The organism is Stenotrophomonas sp. STEN020 (assembly GCF_056760195.1).
The window spans coordinates 33871-50663 of record NZ_JBRREI010000015.1 but is presented as its reverse complement, the minus strand read 5'-3'; the positions used below and the strand labels follow the sequence as shown (position 1 = coordinate 50663).

Annotated in this window: 20 protein-coding genes; 14 read left to right on the top strand and 6 right to left on the bottom strand. The window is 56.7% G+C overall.

Translation table 11 applies throughout. From position 1 onward, the window contains the following. Positions 1-110 precede the first annotated feature (110 nt). Entirely contained in the window at positions 111-392 is a 282-nt protein-coding gene (locus ACVOLZ_RS08690) for a DUF427 domain-containing protein (RefSeq protein ID WP_481515820.1), read from the top strand. 177 nt (positions 393-569) lie between these two features. On the opposite strand, the gene ACVOLZ_RS08685 is transcribed toward ACVOLZ_RS08690, so the two are convergent. Further along, on the bottom strand, positions 570-836 hold the full coding sequence (locus ACVOLZ_RS08685; protein ID WP_481515819.1) for a hypothetical protein: 267 nt from the start codon (positions 834-836) through the stop codon (positions 570-572). A gap of 164 nt (positions 837-1000) precedes the next feature. Beyond that, positions 1001-2104, bottom strand: coding sequence for a hypothetical protein (locus tag ACVOLZ_RS08680; RefSeq protein ID WP_481515818.1), 1104 nt, complete (start codon positions 2102-2104; stop codon positions 1001-1003). Between the two features lie 369 nt (positions 2105-2473). Here ACVOLZ_RS08680 and ACVOLZ_RS08675 point away from each other — a divergent pair, with 369 nt between their 5' ends. The 6 genes from ACVOLZ_RS08675 to ACVOLZ_RS08650 are packed head-to-tail and all read left to right on the top strand — an operon-like array spanning position 2474 to position 7149. Further along, positions 2474-2794, top strand: coding sequence for a helix-turn-helix domain-containing protein (locus tag ACVOLZ_RS08675; protein WP_481515817.1), 321 nt, complete (start codon positions 2474-2476; stop codon positions 2792-2794). 31 nt (positions 2795-2825) lie between these two features. After that, a complete protein-coding gene (locus ACVOLZ_RS08670; RefSeq protein WP_481515816.1) occupies positions 2826-3791 on the top strand; it encodes an ABC-three component system protein in 966 nt (321 codons plus the stop codon). Then, complete coding sequence (locus tag ACVOLZ_RS08665; protein ID WP_481515815.1) at positions 3775-4023, top strand: ABC-three component system middle component 8; 249 nt, start codon at positions 3775-3777, stop codon at positions 4021-4023. The genes ACVOLZ_RS08670 and ACVOLZ_RS08665 overlap by 17 nt, the downstream gene beginning before the upstream one ends. Then, positions 4010-5803, top strand: a complete 1794-nt coding sequence (locus tag ACVOLZ_RS08660; protein ID WP_481515814.1) for a DUF2326 domain-containing protein — start codon at positions 4010-4012, stop codon at positions 5801-5803. The genes ACVOLZ_RS08665 and ACVOLZ_RS08660 overlap by 14 nt, the downstream gene beginning before the upstream one ends. Next, complete coding sequence (locus tag ACVOLZ_RS08655; RefSeq protein ID WP_481515813.1) at positions 5803-6315, top strand: hypothetical protein; 513 nt, start codon at positions 5803-5805, stop codon at positions 6313-6315. Before ACVOLZ_RS08660 ends, ACVOLZ_RS08655 begins: the two co-directional genes overlap by 1 nt. 18 nt (positions 6316-6333) lie before the next feature. Next, positions 6334-7149, top strand: coding sequence for a TIGR02391 family protein (locus tag ACVOLZ_RS08650; RefSeq protein WP_481515812.1), 816 nt, complete (start codon positions 6334-6336; stop codon positions 7147-7149). 21 nt (positions 7150-7170) lie between these two features. On the opposite strand, the gene ACVOLZ_RS08645 is transcribed toward ACVOLZ_RS08650, so the two are convergent. Together ACVOLZ_RS08645 and ACVOLZ_RS08640 are read right to left on the bottom strand one after the other, a co-directional pair. Then, on the bottom strand, positions 7171-9810 hold the full coding sequence (locus ACVOLZ_RS08645) for an AAA family ATPase (RefSeq protein ID WP_481515811.1): 2640 nt from the start codon (positions 9808-9810) through the stop codon (positions 7171-7173). A gap of 217 nt (positions 9811-10027) precedes the next feature. Beyond that, complete coding sequence (locus ACVOLZ_RS08640; protein WP_481515810.1) at positions 10028-10186, bottom strand: hypothetical protein; 159 nt, start codon at positions 10184-10186, stop codon at positions 10028-10030. Between the two features lie 450 nt (positions 10187-10636). On the opposite strand from ACVOLZ_RS08640, the gene ACVOLZ_RS08635 reads away from it, so the two are divergent. Further along, positions 10637-11593, top strand: a complete 957-nt coding sequence (locus ACVOLZ_RS08635) for a DUF932 domain-containing protein (protein WP_481515809.1) — start codon at positions 10637-10639, stop codon at positions 11591-11593. Then, positions 11593-12102 carry a JAB domain-containing protein gene (locus ACVOLZ_RS08630; protein WP_481515808.1) on the top strand — a complete coding sequence of 170 codons (510 nt, stop codon included), beginning with the start codon at positions 11593-11595 and terminating at the stop codon, positions 12100-12102. The genes ACVOLZ_RS08635 and ACVOLZ_RS08630 overlap by 1 nt, the downstream gene beginning before the upstream one ends. A 108-nt stretch (positions 12103-12210) precedes the next feature. On the opposite strand, the gene ACVOLZ_RS08625 is transcribed toward ACVOLZ_RS08630, so the two are convergent. Next, complete coding sequence (locus ACVOLZ_RS08625; protein ID WP_481515807.1) at positions 12211-12408, bottom strand: helix-turn-helix domain-containing protein; 198 nt, start codon at positions 12406-12408, stop codon at positions 12211-12213. 245 nt (positions 12409-12653) lie between these two features. On the opposite strand from ACVOLZ_RS08625, the gene ACVOLZ_RS08620 reads away from it, so the two are divergent. The 5 genes from ACVOLZ_RS08620 (at position 12654) to ACVOLZ_RS08600 (ending at position 15884) form a co-directional block, all read left to right on the top strand. Beyond that, complete coding sequence (locus tag ACVOLZ_RS08620; RefSeq protein WP_481515806.1) at positions 12654-12962, top strand: hypothetical protein; 309 nt, start codon at positions 12654-12656, stop codon at positions 12960-12962. A 44-nt stretch (positions 12963-13006) separates the two neighbouring features. Next, positions 13007-13354: a hypothetical protein gene (locus tag ACVOLZ_RS08615; protein ID WP_481515805.1), complete on the top strand. Its 348-nt coding sequence runs from the start codon at positions 13007-13009 to the stop codon at positions 13352-13354. Between the two features lie 315 nt (positions 13355-13669). After that, positions 13670-14002 (top strand): hypothetical protein, encoded by a 333-nt coding sequence (locus ACVOLZ_RS08610; RefSeq protein ID WP_481515804.1) that lies wholly within the window; start codon positions 13670-13672, stop codon positions 14000-14002. Between the two features lie 2 nt (positions 14003-14004). Beyond that, complete coding sequence (locus tag ACVOLZ_RS08605) at positions 14005-14361, top strand: hypothetical protein (protein ID WP_481515803.1); 357 nt, start codon at positions 14005-14007, stop codon at positions 14359-14361. After that, positions 14358-15884, top strand: coding sequence for a DUF3987 domain-containing protein (locus ACVOLZ_RS08600; RefSeq protein ID WP_481515802.1), 1527 nt, complete (start codon positions 14358-14360; stop codon positions 15882-15884). Before ACVOLZ_RS08605 ends, ACVOLZ_RS08600 begins: the two co-directional genes overlap by 4 nt. 90 nt (positions 15885-15974) lie before the next feature. On the opposite strand, the gene ACVOLZ_RS08595 is transcribed toward ACVOLZ_RS08600, so the two are convergent. Further along, entirely contained in the window at positions 15975-16715 is a 741-nt protein-coding gene (locus tag ACVOLZ_RS08595) for a MobA/MobL family protein (RefSeq protein ID WP_481515801.1), read from the bottom strand. Positions 16716-16793: the final 78 nt, after the last annotated feature.

Genomic DNA, 16793 nt, shown 5'->3' with positions numbered 1-16793 from the left:
TAGCGCTGTTTAGGCGCGCCTCTTTCGAGGGCAAAACCCGCGAAAACGGGCCTATGCGGCTTTGCCGACGCGCATACTGCCTGCCTCAACCCAACCAAGAGGCAACGCACATGAAACAAGCCATCTGGAACGACACCATCTTGGCAAGCAGCGACGACACCGTCGTGGTCGAGAACAACCACTACTTCCCACCCGCCTCACTGGCGCACGAACACTTCCGCGAATCCAGCCACACCACCGTATGCCCATGGAAAGGCACTGCGCATTACTACGACGTGTTGGTGGGCGATGCGGTCAATGCCAATGCGGCCTGGTACTACCCCGAGCCGAAGGACGCCGCCAAGCAGATTCGCGGACATGTTGCGTTCTGGAAAGGTGTGCAGGTTGCCTAGGGCCTGTTAACGCTATTGGGATAGGCCACGCCACATCTGGGCGCGTGCGGGGCAAGGAAGAGTGAGGAGATGTATGTCGATACCATGATCGAACGATGACGCCGCCCTGCTTTGGCCGAACCTGCCGCGTGCCGGCCTTCCTTGGCCGGACTTGGCTTGCCGTCGCCGCTACACCCTCTATGCCATCGCGAGCCGCAGACGCCTCTGCAAACGCCGCGAGGCCGCGGGGCCAAAGCGGTGAACACGTACACCCAGAGCCTCGAGCGCTCCTTGCGCGCGATAGGTGTTGCAGTGCTCTAGTCCCGCAACGCTCTTGTAGAATGGCGTCATCGGCAACCAGCGGCCGTCGACCTTGGCGAACCAACGGATTCGCCGGTCGTAGCGCCAGCGGTCGGTATAGAACTTTGCTGCGCGACGCAAGTTCTTCTTGATTTCAAGGTTCATTTCAGCGGACTCAAATCGTAGGCAAGTCGCCTACCTCAACTCTTTACAGTGTCGAAATATTCGCTACCCCTGTAATCGTCAAATGGGCCTGCGGATGCGTCTACGAGGCCTGTTGAGGCTTCAAATCGCCCTGTTGAGCCATCCAGCGAGATTTCAGCAAAGTGTCAATGCTGACGGGTCGAGAAGTATTCCAGGATGCGTGCGCCGAGAGCCGAATGTTGATGGCCGAAAAAACCAAGGAGCTTGCGTAACTCTCTACCTCCGCTCGGGGAGAAAGTCAGCGTCGAGGCCTGGATCTGTACCCGGTCAAGCTTTGGATGCCAAGCCTTGGGGTCCAGCTTGAGGTTAAGTTTGAACCAGCTCCAACCGATGTTGAGCGTGGCGGTATCGGTCGGCTTCTGGCCCAGAGCACGCTCCACCTCCTTGGCCAATGTCCGAAGCCGCTTACTCTCGGTTGCGATCGATCTGAACTCGCCTGCGGTTAGCGCCTCCTGATACTGACTGAGCCACGCGCGCAGCTCCGAAAGCCTGTCTCGGATTTGTGACGCCACTACGAACATGTCGCTCAGCGAACTGGCGTCCCGGAGGACCAGCGCCGGCAGCGCAGGCAGAACAACCTGAGCACCGTACAACGCATCGCCACCCGAGGCAGGTCGATACAGGGTGGCGCGATGTTGCGCAACTGCCTGATTGAACTCACCTAAGGCGTTGGCCGGACCGGGAAGTACGACACCGGCGCGCTCGAAGAAGCGACGTCGTAGCGGATGCGGCGTGTAAGGCGCCTCGTTCACCCACGCGCGAGCCAGCATGCCGGCGCCGCCCCAGACGAGCTGCGCAGTGAACTTGTGCGGTGATTGCCCGGATTGGCCCCAGGCTGCCTCATTGGCAGCCTGCTCCCGCGCCATCGTCGGATTGAGGACCAATCGGCGTACGAATTCACGACGCGGACCGTCCAGACGCTCCGGATGCTCTAGGAACGGATGTGGCCGGACGATCGAACGCTGCGCCAGTTCCGCCAATGGGCCTTCGTCTCCGAACCAGGCGTCATGGTAGTTATCGTCGACAAGAATCTGGTCTCGCAATGCGACGTCGGTTATGAAGTCGAACAACGCTTCGAGGTCGGTCACCGCCTGGGGCAGAGCGGTCGTGAGTTTGTCCGGATCTGTTAGAGGGGCGATCCCCGGATTGTCATCGGGGTCCAGTCCCTGGGTGAGCAACTCGCTGACGGCCTGCAACGACCAATTGTCGGCAATGACGCGCTGTCCCATGGCGTTCCTCCGGGCGGGTTCTGCTTGGTAGTGTCCCTCACCAGCCCCACGCGTGCACGACCAATCCGAACGTCTTGTGCCACCGAAGCGTCGCGCTGTCCGGCTTCCCGACACGGCATTGCGAGCGTATGTAAATATTTCACAGCTCGTTTCCTAGAGCATACGGGCCGAGGAATCGGGGTGGAACCAAGTCAAGTGGTGCTGCTGGAATTGTGGAGAAATGGAATCGCAGCTCAGTTCCTTGCTCCCTATACCCGTACAGGTATAATCCATGTTTGGAAAATGAAATTTCCCGCTAGCATAGTCGGGTGAAATCCAGAAGCGATTGAAGGCAGTGCTCGCCCGCTATGGGACGGGCGGGAGAACGTGATGAGTCGCAAAGACAATCCTCAAGGCACTGAAAATGTGCTGATGGATCTTGGTTTCGACAACGCTGAAGAACTATCGGCGAAGGCTGCCCTTGCGCTCAAGCTCAACGAGCTGATCGACAAGAGGGGCTTAAGCCAGACAGAAGCCGCTCATATCACAGGTATGACTCAGCCTAAGGTCTCCCAAGTTCGCCGTTACAGGCTACAGAATATTTCGCTAGAACGGCTGATGCAGGCTCTGGTGTCGCTTGACCAGCACATTGAAATCGTGGTGCTGCCGGCCCGTCGCACCCATGCTCGTGGTATTACGGTCGCTGCGTAATGATTCATCTGGTACCTAGCATGGGGATGCGATGAAGTTCGCCTATGAAGACCTGAGCGACGACCAGTTCGAGAAACTGATCGTCTTTTTGTGCCAACATTTGCTTGGTATCTCCGTGCAAGGTTTCGCTAAGGGGCCTGATGGCGGGCGCGATGCAAAGTTTGTCGGCACAGCCGAACTACATCCGAGCAAGGCTGCGCCTTGGATTGGGACGATCATCGTCCAGGCCAAGCACACTAACGGCTACAACCGAAATTTCTCAGAATCTGACTTCTTCAGTACAAGCGCAGCGAATACAGTGCTTGGCAAGGAGATCCTGCGCATCAAGAAATTGCGTGAGGCCGAGCAGCTCGACCATTACATGTTGTTCGCCAACCGACGGTTAGCTGGCAACGCGGAGAGCGAGATACGCCAGTATATTGCGGAGCAGTGTGGCATTCCTGCTGAGTCGATTTACTTGTGTGGTCTGGAGCAACTGGAGGTCTTGTTAAAGACGTTTCCTAATGTTGCGGTGAAGGCCGATCTCGATCCCATCGATTCGCCCTTGATTGTCAGTTCGGACGATCTTGCCGAGGTCGTCCAGGCGCTGGCACGGCAGAAGGATGACATATCAGCGCTGCTCGACGATCCGCCGACTCCGCGGGTTACCTATGAGCAGAAGAATCTGTTGAACAACATGAGCGCTGATTACGCCAAAGCCCAACGCAGGAAGTACCTGAAGGAAACGACGCAGATCCGTGGATTTCTGGCCGCTCCGGAGAATCTCGAATTGCTGCGCATGTATGAATCGGTGGTTGACGAGTTTCAGCTCAAGATCATTGCCAAGCGCAAGGACTATCAAACCTTCGATGGCGTGATGGAATACCTGGTAGACCTGTTGTTCGGTCGCGACGCCGTCCTACGGCAGCATGCACACAAACGCCTAACCCGTGCCATGTTGTTCTATATGTACTGGAACTGCGATATCGGGGAGGTGGACGATGCTGCGGCCGACTAAGCACTCGCACCCCGATCGTACGGTGATCAACGTTGCATTGCTGCTGCTGGCTCGATTGAAGGATCGTCGAGTAGACGAATACAGCGTGCTGCGCAAGTATGCGAAGAAGGTCGTAAATGGCGGAGACGTGCTGTTTCTGCCGGCTTTGAACTTCCTGTATCTGATGGGACTGATCGACTATCGCCCCAAAACCGACGCTGTGGAATACGTGGGGCCTAATGAAACTGTCTAGACTCTATTCGAACAAGCCTGACTTGTTTGAATCATTGGATTTTGCGCAGGGCCTGAATGTGGTCATGGCGGAGATTCGCCTGCCCGAGAATCGCGAGAAAGACACACATAATCTCGGGAAAACCACGGTGGGGCGCTTGCTCGACTTCGGGTTCCTGGCGGGTCGAGACGCCAAGTTCTTCCTGTTCAAGCACCTGGAACGCTTCAAGGACTTCGTGTTCTTCCTGGAGGTCGAGCTGGAAGACGCTTCATTCGTCACGATACGCCGTGGAGTGGAAGAAGCAACGAAGATCAGCTTCAAGAAGCACGAGGCTGGGCATCAGGATTTTTCCCCCTTGCCAATCTCTGGGTGGGATCATCAGGACGTAGCGTTTGAACGTGCGCGAGACCTGCTCGATGGTCTGCTCGATTGGCGAGCACTCAAGCCATGGTCGTATCGCAAAGGACTCGGCTATCTGCTGCGCTCGCAGGAGGACTTTCGCGAGGTATTCCAACTGCGAAAGTTCGCCTCAAAGCATGCCGATTGGAAGCCATTCCTCGCGCACATGCTGGGTTTCGACGCGCAACTCATCGCCTTGCATTACGAGAAGGAAGAAGAGCTTTCCAAGAAGCAGGCGACCGAACAAACGATAAAGACGGAGCTGGGCGGATCAATAGAAGATATCAGCAAGGTCGAAGGAATTCTGCTGCTCAAGCAGAAGGAGGCTGAGAAGAAGCAGGAGCTTCTCGATGCTTTTGATTTCCGCGCTCAGGATAAGGATAAAACCAAGCAACTGGTCGACGGAGTCGATGAGCGTATTGCGGCGCTGAATAGCGAGCGATATTCGTTGGCCCAGAACAGAAAGAAGATACTGGCTTCTCTGGAAGAAGATCAGATCCTGTTCGATCCGGATGAAGCGCAGCGTTTGTTCGAGGAGGCGGGCGTGCTCTTCAAGGGGCAGGTGAAAAAGGACTTCCAGCAGTTGATTGCTTTTAATCGAGCGATCACGGAAGAGCGCCGGAGCTATCTCCAGGAAGAGCGCACGGAAGTGGAAGCCGAGTTGAAGCGCGTCAACACCGAGCTCGGCTCGCTGGGAAAGAAGCGTTCGGACATGCTGTCGTTCCTGAGTGGGACCGACATATTCGGCAAGTACAAGCAAGTTTCCGACGATATGGTCACGCTACGTGCCGACATCACTTCCCTGGAGCGTCAGCGTGGCTTCCTGCATCGCCTGCAAGAATTGCGTACAGATATTAGGACATTGACCGAGGAGCGCGGCCATCTTCAGACTCAGATAGAAGCTGACGTGGAGAAGCGCAACTCTGACCCGCATAGTTTGTTCTCGACGATCCGGATTTTTTTCAGTGAGATTGTCGAAGAAGTGATCGACCGCAAGGCGCTGCTGAGTGTCTCTCCGAACAAAGAGGGACATCTGGAGTTCCGAGCTGAAATTCTCGATGAGTCTGGCAATGCGACCAGCGCCGACCGCGGTCATACGTATCGAAAGTTGCTATGCATTGCTTTTGACCTGGCCGTCCTGCGCGCACACCTGGATGACAAATTTCCCCGCTTCGTCTATCACGATGGTGTGTTCGAGTCGCTGGATGACCGCAAGAAGGAGAACTTGCTGACAGTCGTTCGCCGCTATGCTGAACTCGGCTTGCAGTCGGTCATCACCTTGATTGATTCAGATTTGCCTGACCGGCCAAGCGGCGAGCCGGTATTCGCCACGGACGAGATTATCCTGACCCTGCACGATGAAGGGGACCAAGGGCGTTTATTCAAGATGCGGGCATGGTGATGGCAGCATCTCGCGGCGCACATCTGGTCGTAACGCCACTATCCGCGGAACAGCTTGATTACCTCCGTCTCTATCCGCCGGGACAGGCTGTGGCGCTGGCGTTGTCCGATTTGTTGCTTAATGACCATCGCCTGCTTGATATCAACGCCAATGAGCGCTCCATAACCTTTCGCTTCGCTATGTATCTCCAGCCACAGTTTCCTGACTGGATCGTGGATTGCGAGTTCAATCGGGACGGGATAGAACCCAAGCGACTCGGGCATTTGGAGCTTAATCCGGACAGCGAGGACGAGGATGCCAAGACGGTATTTCCCGACGTGATCGTGCACAAGCGAGGCACCGAGGCGAATCACCTGGTCTTGGAGTTCAAGAAGTCGACGAGTTATGTTGATCGGGAGATCGACCTCAGGAAACTACGAGGCTACAAAGAGCAGCTTGGCTATACGTATGCGCTGTTTGTCGAAGTCGGAACAGGCGGTCAGGCGAATGTCACCGCAATCCAGTGGGTCTGAAGAGCACCTAGCCAAGTCATGACGCCAATTGCACCGTTCAACCCGCAGCACCTGGAAGCCGCGTGCCGCGTGCTCGCAGATACCGAGCGAGGCCTGACTGGCACGCAGATCGAAAGGCTACTCCAGGAAATCAACGTTACCGATGTCTCGCCTGATCTGTCCAAGTGGAAACGAATGTTCAATGCGCTGGCAGCGGCGCAGAACAAGCACCAACTCGGCAATCACCTCATTATGCTGATAAACCGGGCCATGGATCCGGTGAATTATGCGCGAGATATGGAGGCCTTTCGCTGGCGGCGCGACGAACTAAATGTGGTGCTGGCTTTCTCCGGCTTCTACGTGCGCGATGACGGGAAGGTTGGGAACGCAGACAAGGCCACTACGTTGAGTGCGGCCCGTGCCCGTGCCGGCCGGCTGAAGGCGGCGCTCGAAAGTCGGAATGTCCATGCCGAAGTGCTCAGTTACTGCCGTGCCGAACTGCTGGACGAGAACTACTTCCACGCCGTGTTTGAGTCGACCAAAGGTGTTGCGGAACGCATCCGCTTGATGTCGGGTTTGACCTTGGATGGTGCGGAACTCGTGAACAGGGTATTTTCGATCCAGAACCCGATCTTGGTGCTGGGTCCATTGGCTTCTGAGTCGCAAAAGAGTGAACAAAAGGGATTTTCCACTCTACTGGTCGGACTATTTGGGGCTGTGCGCAATCCACTCGCTCATGCGCCCAAGACCAACTGGCCTATGTCAGAGCAGGATGCTCTCGACATCCTGACGCTGGTTTCGCTCATTCATCGGAAGCTGGACCGTACCCAGAAAGCCGATGCAACAGCAGTGTGATATTGCACCTGGTCCAACACCCTAAGGTGTCGGCGCAGCTATGGGCGTAGTTCCCGGCGCAGCCTTGCGCATCTTGGCCGTCTCTGTGCTGCGTTTTTCGATCTGTACGCGCCATTTCTCCAGCGCTTTAATGTCCTCAAGGAGCTCGTCCGGATCGGGAACTGAAGCGCCTCCCTGAAGCGCTTTGTCGTGCGCGTAGTTTGAACATTTTGTCATGCCGGCATTGACCTGGGCATAGTCCTCGTCATCGACCACGACCCCAGCGAGCCGCTGCGTTTCCACGCCCTTGCGGAAGCGGAGGACGACCTCACGCAGCAGGACTTCCTCAACAGCGCGTTCCCATGTCATGCGCAATCGGAAATAAGCATAGACGGTTTGCTTGCGATGCTCCTGATCCTCGCCATCCTTATGCAGCTTGGCGATGGTTTGCTGTTGAGCCTTTAGCGCGGCGATCCGCTTGCTTGCATTCTTTCCTTCGAATGGCAGTTCTGGATCGGCGACCCCGAATCCTTCGGCGCGACGGACCAGGCTTTGAGTAGAAATGGCTACGCCGGCCAATCTGGCCTCTTCCACTAAGAGGCAAAGAAAGTAGATGTCGTGGGTGAACACGATGACCTGACGGTGCGCGGCTTCGGTGGCTAGACGCTTCGCCACACGCTCTCGCCTGCGATGATCTAGCGACGAAACGGGATCGTCGAACACGATGCCTCCCTTGCCGTCGTCCAATCCCACCTCGGCCAGAAACGAACCGATCGCCACGGCGCGCTGCTCGCCTTCGCTCAGGATGTCGCCGGGACTGCGGACTTGGGGTAGCTCCAGTCTCAGCTTATGCAAAGCCTTCCCTTTATCGGCGCGGCTCTGAAGTGAAACGCTCAGTGTGCCGACACCCAGAGCCTTGAATTCGCGATTCAGTGCTTCAGCCAGTTCCTTGGATACAACCTTCTCGGCCATATCCGATGCCTTCAGCGAGATGGCATTGGTTCTGACAGCGGAGAGGCACTGCACGAGTTTCGCCTGATGACTGAGCTTGCCAGCAGCCGTAACCACGGCATCCCTGACTTGATTCAATTTGATCCGCGCATCGAGATCAGTGAACTGCTTCTGAAGTGCAGCGCGGGCCTTCTCGTCCGAAGCCTGCTCCAAAGTTTCCGCTTCGGCATTCAGTGTGTCAGCCAGTGCTTGAACTCGCGCCGCCGGATTCACCAAGTCTTGAGCGACGCTCTCCCATTGGTGCGAGATCACTGCCGCCTTAATGGCTTCCTGGCGGGTCGCCAGCACTGGCTCGAACGCCTTGGTATCAGCTGCCAGTTGTGGGTCCAAGGCTTCAATCTCGCCGTAGGTCACATCATCGATATTCAATGTCAGCGCATGTGCGATGAACGGTTTGTATTCTGCATAAAGTGCGGTACGGCGGGTCTGTGATGTCTTCTCGGCTTCTTGCTGGATGAATGCTTCGAAACGTAGCAAGCGAGCGGCGCCTTCGGCTAAAGGTTGCTGGCACAGCGGGCAGGGGGTATTGGCGCCCAAGTCGGGGAATTCCTTGGCCGGGTGCGATTCGGCGGCGAACTTGCGGGCGGCATCGAACAATTCGCGCCAAGCCTCGCCACCGGAGCCCGGCAGGAGATTCTCGCTTTCCTTGAACTGGCTGGCTGCGAGTGCAGCTGCTGTCTGCGCGGTGCGATAGCTATCCGCCAAACCACGGAGCTTGGCGACGACGGATTGGCTCACCAGTGCGCTTTTGTTGGTGGCGCTCGTCGCGATAGCTGCTATACGGCGGGCCTGCAGGCGCAGTTGGGCTGCCCTGTCCTTTGGGTTGCTCTCTTTCAGGCTCTTGTCCAGTGCTGGGTGCAGAGCCAATTCTTCCGGTGTCAGAGTTGCCAATGCGTCGATCTGGGCTGGGGTCGTCTTGGCGGATAGCGATGCAATCAGCTTGCCGACCGGTGTGTCGCCTTGCAGCGGCACAAACGCGGAGAGGTCGGCGGCGGACTGCGCATACTCCGTGTCAAGCGCTGTCTTCAACTGCTTGCAGACCTTCGCCAGTGCCTCGAAGACATCAAGTCCGTAAGGAACGTAGGAGAAATCGTCTTCGCTGTCCAGGTAGGCGCGTGCGCATCGTGAGTCGAAGATAGCGAACGACGACAGTTCGGGGGGCGCTGCCTTACCCTGTGTCCATAACACATCCGTTGCAACGCCATTCAAGGTGATTTCAAAGGCTGCTTCGGGAATGGCTGACTTATTCGCCGGAAGGTGGGCGTTGGGGTGGATCGCTTCTACCTGATCGCGAGCGCGGCAAGCGCGCTTGAGTACACGTGAGTATCCCGATTTTCCCGAACCGTTGTCACCATAGATAACGGTTATTCCGGTGGCACTGAATGCCAGATGTTGGTTTTCTGCAATCGCATTGACGTGACGCATGTTCTTCATCGCCAGCAATTCGATGTGTGTTGTTACCTTGACCGGCGCAGGAATCTGGTCGGCTGTGAGCGGTTTTGGCTTGCGGCCTTTCGGATCGGGGATGCCATGAGCCAATTTGAGCAGTGCGAATAGATCGTCCTGATCATCCGCTGTCAGGGTTTGTTTGGCCAGCAGGCGCGCGACTGCATCGCTTTGCCATGCGGGCAGCCCCTGAGTCCAAACCAGTATTTCTTGCAGTATCGACATAGCCCCCTCCAGTGCTCGTCCTACGTTTTACCCCAAGCAGACGCATTTCGCGTCTCGGCGTAACGCCTTCAGGCTCGCGGGCTACGCCCCGTGTCTCCTGCCGAGTCACGGCCGTCCGGCTTGATCCCTGACGCCTCTGTCAGCCGGGCTGCCTGCGCGCTCCGCTTGTCATGAAGGTATGTGGTTGGTTGGCGGTCTTGCTGTTCCCTTCACCGTATCACGGCGTTCTCGCCGTCAGGGGCTGCGCGCCTTTTGCGCTGGCGTCCTGGCGGCCGTCTCCGACCCCTGACTGCTCCGCTGCGCCGTGCTGGTGCTGGTTCCGAGCAATTCCGCCCTGATACCAGAGCACGCACATGCCGCAGTCTTCTTCCTTCATCGATTAATCGCTGTTCCTGCGGGATGAGCTGGGGCAAAATCTGCCGGCGACACCTGAGCAAATTTTGGAGATCGCATGGCGGGTGGTCGACCTGCAGGTGGGGGAGGGGATGTTGTTCTCCTCGCCGACTGTAATGGAATGCGATTCAAAAATCTTTCAAACCCGTACTACTTCCCTGAAGCCAGTACTTTCTGGCTTCGCGTCCGGCACTCCGTACAGCAGTGTCCACAAAGGATGTCCGTGATGATGAAAAACAAGGTCGAGTTGATCTACTGCATCCTGGCGGTAGCTACGGCCGTAATGGCCGGAATCGTCAAATGCACTACTGCCTCCACTTGCGGCAGTTGCGGTGACTTCCTCGATCGCTGATTCCTTCCCTATGGCATTCCTCACAAGGCCCGGCTCGTCCGGGCCTTGTGCGTTTATGCCGCCTACTAAAAGGAAATGACAATGCACCTGATTGAAACAATGGCCTATGTCGGCAACACGCCCTGGCATGGCCTCGGCAACAAACTAGCTCCACACCAACCCATCGAAGTCTGGAAGAAACAGGCCGGCATGGACTGGCAAATCGAGGAGTCCGAAGTCCGCTTCATCAGCGGCAATCACGGCATCGGCGCCATCGAAGCCTTCCCCGAGAACAAGGTGCTGTACCGCTCCGACACCAAAGCTCCGCTGGCGGTGGTGTCCAAGCGCTTCCAGGTGGTCCAGCCGGAGGAAGTGCTGGAGTTCTACCGGGACCTGACCCAGTACAACGGCTTTGAACTGGAAACGGCCGGCGTGCTGCGTGAGGGCCGCAAGTTCTGGGCACTGGCTCGCACCGGCCAAAGCACGACGCTCAAGGGCAGGGACAAGGTGGAAGGCTACCTGTTGTTGGCAACCGCCTGCGATGGCTCGCTGGCGACGACGGCACAGTTCACTTCCGTTCGTGTGGTCTGCAACAACACCCTGAAGATTGCAATCGGGGAATCCAGCGGCGCAGTGAAGGTGTCGCACCGTTCGCAGTTCGACATGGATGCGGTCAAGCGCCAGCTGGGCATCACTGTCTCCTCGTGGGATGGCTTCGTTGCCCGTATGAAAGCGCTGGTCGAGTGTCCGGTGGATCCTGATTCGGTGGATGGGCTCCTGCGCCGCGTGCTGACCTACCAATCGCAGGAGAACAAGGCCACCGTGGTCAACGAACAGGCCTTGGCCAATGTCCGTTCGTTGTACGAAGGCGGTGGCAGGGGAGCGCTGTTGGCTTCAAGCCGTGGCACAGCCTGGGGGCTGTTGAACAGCGTGACGGAATACGTCGATCATCACCGCCGGGCACGTAGCGGGGACCACCGTCGAGATGCGTCGTGGTTCGGTCCAGGCGCCCAGCTCAAGCAACGGGCTTGGGACGAAGCGATGAAGCTGGTGACGTGATGCTGGCCCGGTCACGTGTGCGCGTGCCGACAGTTCCCCGAGTGGCCTCCTCAGACGAGGCCACTCGGGCACGGGACGAGCGGACCATTGCCCGAGCACTTGGCATTCTTGAGCGGCGGGCCTGCGAGCCAGGACAGCTATTTGGGGATGTGTCTACGTGTGGAGCTTTCTTCCGCTTGCGGTTGGGCAATGAGGTGCGGGAGCACTTTGAGGCCGCCTTCCTCGATACCCAGCATCGACTCATCGCTGTGGAGCGGCTGTTTTCCGGGTCGGTAGACAGTGCTGAGGTGCGCCCACGCATCGTGGTTCAGCGGGCACTGGCTTTGAATGCAGCAGCCGTTCTGTTGGCCCATAACCACCCCAGTGGAGACGCCGAACCCTCTGCGGCAGATCGGGCGGTCACGGCCCAGCTAAGGAGCGTCCTGCGGGTGATCGACGTCAGACTGCTGGACCACTTCGTGGTCACGGCCAGTCAGGCGGTCTCGATGGCAGCCCGAGGACTGGCGTAAATCTCATGCTGTTTAGGGAGCGGGGGCATAGCATCCGGCCTTGGGCCGGGTGCTATAGGGAACCTCGGATCACGTGAGGCGAAAAGCTAGGCCCGTAGAGGATTCAATTCAATCGAGAAGCGATCCGGGTCGAACTCCGAGTGCCACGGCGAGACGGTCGATGTTGTAAATCGTTACGTTCTTCTCGCCACGTTCGATCATGCCGATGTAAGTCCTGTGGACGCCGGCTGCCTCTGCTAGCTCTTCCTGGGATAGCCCGCGCTCCTTCCTCAAGCGCCGGACATTGCCGGCGAAGACGGTGACCAACCGAGTTTCATGAGCTGCCCGAGCCATCGTGGGATGGTCTTGGTTTGAATACTACTATTCGACATACTACGATTAGCAATAATTTGGAATTGGGGCTAACTTAGGCAGGCCTATCGCCATCCGGCTACCAATCAAATAGATAGGGGAATCAAGTGAAAAGAATCGTTTATGCCAGCACCGTGCTGGCATCAATCGTTCTGGTTGGGTGTGCAGGAGGCACCCCCGACTGCGGCGATACGGACACATTGTCGTTAATCGACGAAGCCATCGAGATGGAGGTGGAGAAGTACGCCACTCAAACCAATCTCGGTACCGAAGAGGAGTTCCTCGGGATCCTCGATACCTACGAGATATCCAACATCCGCACCCTGGACTACGACAAGAAGGTCGACAGTTATCGATGCGATGCCCGCATCACCTACGTCTATCACGACCGCGAGCGATCTGTGGATTTCAACTACAGAATCGATATTGACCAAGTGAGCGGCAATGTCCTGATCGAGTACCAGAACAAGATGCTGAACCCGATCCTCGGCTATGCCATGGGCTTCTGAAGCAGCCATTCCAACTTCCAATTCAACAAAGGAGCAACAAAGTTATGGGCGTTTTCATTTACTCACTTGCACTGGTCTTCTTCATCATTCCCGTCAGTTTGCGGGCGTATCTGAGTCTCAAGAAAGGTCGTTTCCCCCTGCCGTACTTCCAGAACAACAAGGTGGTCAACCGGGTCAAGCTTCGCAAGGCTATCGGTGTTCTGTCACCGATCGTGTTCTGGGCCTTCCACATATTTTTCCTGTTTTGGTCCCTTGCCATCGAAGCCTGGCTGTCTGCCGTGGCCGTCATCGTCTACATGGTGGTCAGCCCAATGCTGGCGGGCCAAATCAAGGCAAAGCGCATTGTGGTTCTGCAGGAGAAAGCTGCATCAGGGACCGAGGTCGGCAGCTAAGCCATTCGGGACGGGACCCGATGGATCACCACGGGGAGGAGCTTAGGCTCCTCCCCGGTGAGCGGATGTCTTTTCTTCTTGCCCAATCAGGACCGAAGCCGTCGGCGTGCCAGTAGTGGCGCCTGATTCCGGGCGTGATGGGGGGTCGGAGTGGAGCGGGGCGGTGCCGGACCAGGGTCGCAACTGCCACGGCGCAAGAGCAGCCTGCTGAAAATCGCAAAATCCTTGATTTGTTGACCCTTCTTTCCTCGGAACCCACGCATAAAGATGCGGGCGCGATCAATGACGGTCGCATAACGAAACGAGGAAACAATCGTGCTCAGTAGCAAACAACCGCGTGTAACAACACCACCTCACCGGTATGAAGGAGTACCAGCGAGGGAACAAGGGCTTACTGTAGCTCGCGAGGGGATTCGTGAATCGGAAGAGGTCTATGGTCGATTCGGAGAACTGCTGGCAGTAACCAAAGTGAGTCGCAGCCGTGCCTATGAGCTGATGAACCCCAACAGTCCGTTCTTTGATCCCGCGTACCCGAAAGGCTTCTCTCTTTATGACTCTCCGGTGTCGCCGAAGATCTATCGCCTTGATGTGGGTCGGGCCTGGCTTCGGGGACGAGAAGCGAAGTTTCTTCTGGGGCAGGAGGAGTAAGGATGAACACGTTCAACTCTTCTCTGGACCGGATCACGGGTCCGCTCGATCAACTCCAGGCTGAACTCAATCGAGAGCTCACGGAAGGAAAAAGCAAAACGCAGGCCGATTTCACGGAAGCATACCCGTCGATAGAGCAGTTCATTACCAAGGGAGGCACGGTCAGGAAGGCCTTGGAAAAGTTCAACGCCATCTACGGCCACAAGCTTTATCCACCCGGCTTCCGGAAGCTCCTTCTTTCGGAGCGTAGTAAACGCTGCGAAGAGGGCAATGTGGCCTCGTGTCCGAGTTGCGGTCAGCTGCTCCGGACTGCCGAAGTTGTGCCGCCCAATGATAGCGAGACGGGAGGCGAACAGTGAGCGCGCAGGCTGGCTCGATCGCGAGCTCGTCGGAGGCCGCACAGCACGGCGAGTTCATCAACACGGATGTTATCGGGTTTCCGTTCGATCAGCTTCCTCAGGCGGGGGAGTTCAAACTCCCCCGCTACCAAGCGGCCGTACTGGAAGTGATCGAAGAGCACCAAGTGCCGGAAAGGATGGCGTACTACATTGGGATGACGGCGTGCTGTGCTGCTGCGCAGACGCGAGCGGATGCATACAAGCCCAGAGGAGGGCTTGTGGGTCTAGGTGTGTATACGCTGCTGTCGGCCATATCTGGCGAGCGCAAGACAACGGTTGATGGAGAATTCTTTCGATCCTTTGTGGGCTGCAACGAGGAGATCAAGGCATGGTCGAGCATTGAGGCCAAGCGCAACACGGTCCACCAGAAGGTATGGAATCTCAAGATGCGTAAACTCACCTCCAAGTATGAGGAAGCGAAGGAACTCGGCAAGGACACGACGCAACTCTTGCAAGAGATGAAGGATCATGCCGAGTTGGAGCCTGACGAATGTTCAGAGTGGAGCATCGTCATGAAGGACTTCACGATTCCTGCACTCAAGCTCGGACTGAAGAATGTTCCGTGCATAGCTATCCTCTCTAGCGACTGCTGGAAGCTGTTCGCACAGACGATTCTTCCTAATGACGACGACTTCTGCCAGATTTGGAGCAACGAAAGCATCAATGTTAGCCGCGTCAAGGGCGGCTACACCGTTCTCAATCCGCGAGTAACGAAGTGCATTTCCATCCAGCCTGACAAGCTCAAGCTGATCATGGCTGAGAAAGGAGCCGAAAGCATAGCGTCAGGCTACTTAGGTCGCGTGATCTACGTGAAGTGCGGTAGCACTATCGGCACCAGGCTCAGTCGATATGCTCCGACCGATCGCGCTGGACGCGATCTGTTCAACAAGGGGATCAAAGAAGTATTAGATGCATACCTGACTGCACTGAAGGCGGGAAACTACTCAAGAACCATCTTGAAGTTCAGTTCTGATGCCTCGCACTTGTGGATAGAGTACCTTGACTACGTTGAGAAACAGATGCGCGAAGGAGGTAGATACTCCAAGGCGATCGACCATGGGTCGAAGCTCGCTGACAACGTTGCACGGATAGCGGCCGCATTTCATTTTGCTGAGGGATTCGAAGGGGACATCGGCGTGGACTGTGTACTGACAGCGATCGCCCTATGCAACGAAGCATCGAAGGACTACATGGAAGACATCGTCCCCAAAGATCAGGAGGATCTGGATGCGATGGAACTCTACGAATGGTTGAAGAACAGGGACTTCATTACCGGTTCTACTAAAGGAAGGGCTGGCAGATTCATTGACGTTGAAAACATCAGCCAGATTGCTCAGTTTGGACCCTACAGGCTGCGGAAGGCGTCGGTGATAAAGAACCTGTTAGGAGTCCTTGTTCGTAAGGGACTGATCCAGATCGGCAGGCGATCTCAGCCAGGCCGTCGGGACACGTTTTACGTCGACATGACCCCAGGCCCCTTCTAGTCCCAAGCTGGACTGGCCCCCGCCTGAAAATTCACAGGCGGGGGTCAATTTCCTGCTAATTCTGCTAACGCACTAGCAGGCCTAGCGCTTCTAGGCAGTGCCCGGGACTGGCATGTGGTTCTCGCTGATGCTGACTCGTGCTGAGAGCCATGCCTTCCTCTGCGTATCAGAGAGTTGCCGCACGCCCGCAGGGCCCAAGCGGGGCTCCGGAGCTCGAGATGAGCCCCGATCCTTGAGGCTTCGGTGGTCGACGCGCCCGTCGTGGCCATGTGCTGCTAAAGCTTCATTCTGAAGCGTGGCAATCTTCTTGCGTGTCGCAATGACGTCATCTCGGAGTTCTATCGACGTCTTGCCCCCGCTGTCTTTCCGGCACCCGCCAAGTTCCGGCTTTTTGCGGTTGTAACGGGCGAAGCTCTGCTTCTCGGTTCGTTCTATTCCATCTGGAATCCGATCCGAGTACATGATGTGGACATGTGGGTTTGGCGTCCCTCCCAGCTTGCCCTCCGGAACGTGAATCGCGTACTGGTAAGGGCGATCTGGAACTACTTCAGAGACGATTCTCTCTACCAGCGACACAAGGTGTTCGCGACTCAACTCCACGGGCAGTGCAATCTCGTGCTCCCGATATGCTGCTCCATTGCTGCGCTCGTGTCGGTCGGCTCCGCGCCAGAATACAAATGGATCGCCATTCGACCATGCTGGTAGATTGCCGCACCCTCTATGGACCAAGTCCACTCTGTTGCTGTACTTCCCACGCCTGTCGATGTAACCAGCTTGATTGCGTGCGGTTCCCTTTCTTCCGCTCTTGATCCGATGATGGAATGTGGCCATTTCATTACTACCCTTTCTCTAAGTTGGCTAATGACAGCCAAGCGATGGCTTGGCTGCCTCCTAGAGATGGTCTCCAAA

Coding starts and splice junctions, on each gene's coding strand:
- ACVOLZ_RS08690 (WP_481515820.1), top strand. CDS start 111: ATGAAACAAGCCATCTGGAACGACACCATCTTGGCAAGCAGCGACGAC.
- ACVOLZ_RS08685 (WP_481515819.1), bottom strand. CDS start 836: ATGAACCTTGAAATCAAGAAGAACTTGCGTCGCGCAGCAAAGTTCTAT.
- ACVOLZ_RS08680 (WP_481515818.1), bottom strand. CDS start 2,104: ATGGGACAGCGCGTCATTGCCGACAATTGGTCGTTGCAGGCCGTCAGC.
- ACVOLZ_RS08675 (WP_481515817.1), top strand. CDS start 2,474: ATGAGTCGCAAAGACAATCCTCAAGGCACTGAAAATGTGCTGATGGAT.
- ACVOLZ_RS08670 (WP_481515816.1), top strand. CDS start 2,826: ATGAAGTTCGCCTATGAAGACCTGAGCGACGACCAGTTCGAGAAACTG.
- ACVOLZ_RS08665 (WP_481515815.1), top strand. CDS start 3,775: ATGCTGCGGCCGACTAAGCACTCGCACCCCGATCGTACGGTGATCAAC.
- ACVOLZ_RS08660 (WP_481515814.1), top strand. CDS start 4,010: ATGAAACTGTCTAGACTCTATTCGAACAAGCCTGACTTGTTTGAATCA.
- ACVOLZ_RS08655 (WP_481515813.1), top strand. CDS start 5,803: ATGGCAGCATCTCGCGGCGCACATCTGGTCGTAACGCCACTATCCGCG.
- ACVOLZ_RS08650 (WP_481515812.1), top strand. CDS start 6,334: ATGACGCCAATTGCACCGTTCAACCCGCAGCACCTGGAAGCCGCGTGC.
- ACVOLZ_RS08645 (WP_481515811.1), bottom strand. CDS start 9,810: ATGTCGATACTGCAAGAAATACTGGTTTGGACTCAGGGGCTGCCCGCA.
- ACVOLZ_RS08640 (WP_481515810.1), bottom strand. CDS start 10,186: ATGAAGGAAGAAGACTGCGGCATGTGCGTGCTCTGGTATCAGGGCGGA.
- ACVOLZ_RS08635 (WP_481515809.1), top strand. CDS start 10,637: ATGCACCTGATTGAAACAATGGCCTATGTCGGCAACACGCCCTGGCAT.
- ACVOLZ_RS08630 (WP_481515808.1), top strand. CDS start 11,593: ATGCTGGCCCGGTCACGTGTGCGCGTGCCGACAGTTCCCCGAGTGGCC.
- ACVOLZ_RS08615 (WP_481515805.1), top strand. CDS start 13,007: ATGGGCGTTTTCATTTACTCACTTGCACTGGTCTTCTTCATCATTCCC.
- ACVOLZ_RS08605 (WP_481515803.1), top strand. CDS start 14,005: ATGAACACGTTCAACTCTTCTCTGGACCGGATCACGGGTCCGCTCGAT.
- ACVOLZ_RS08595 (WP_481515801.1), bottom strand. CDS start 16,715: ATGGCCACATTCCATCATCGGATCAAGAGCGGAAGAAAGGGAACCGCA.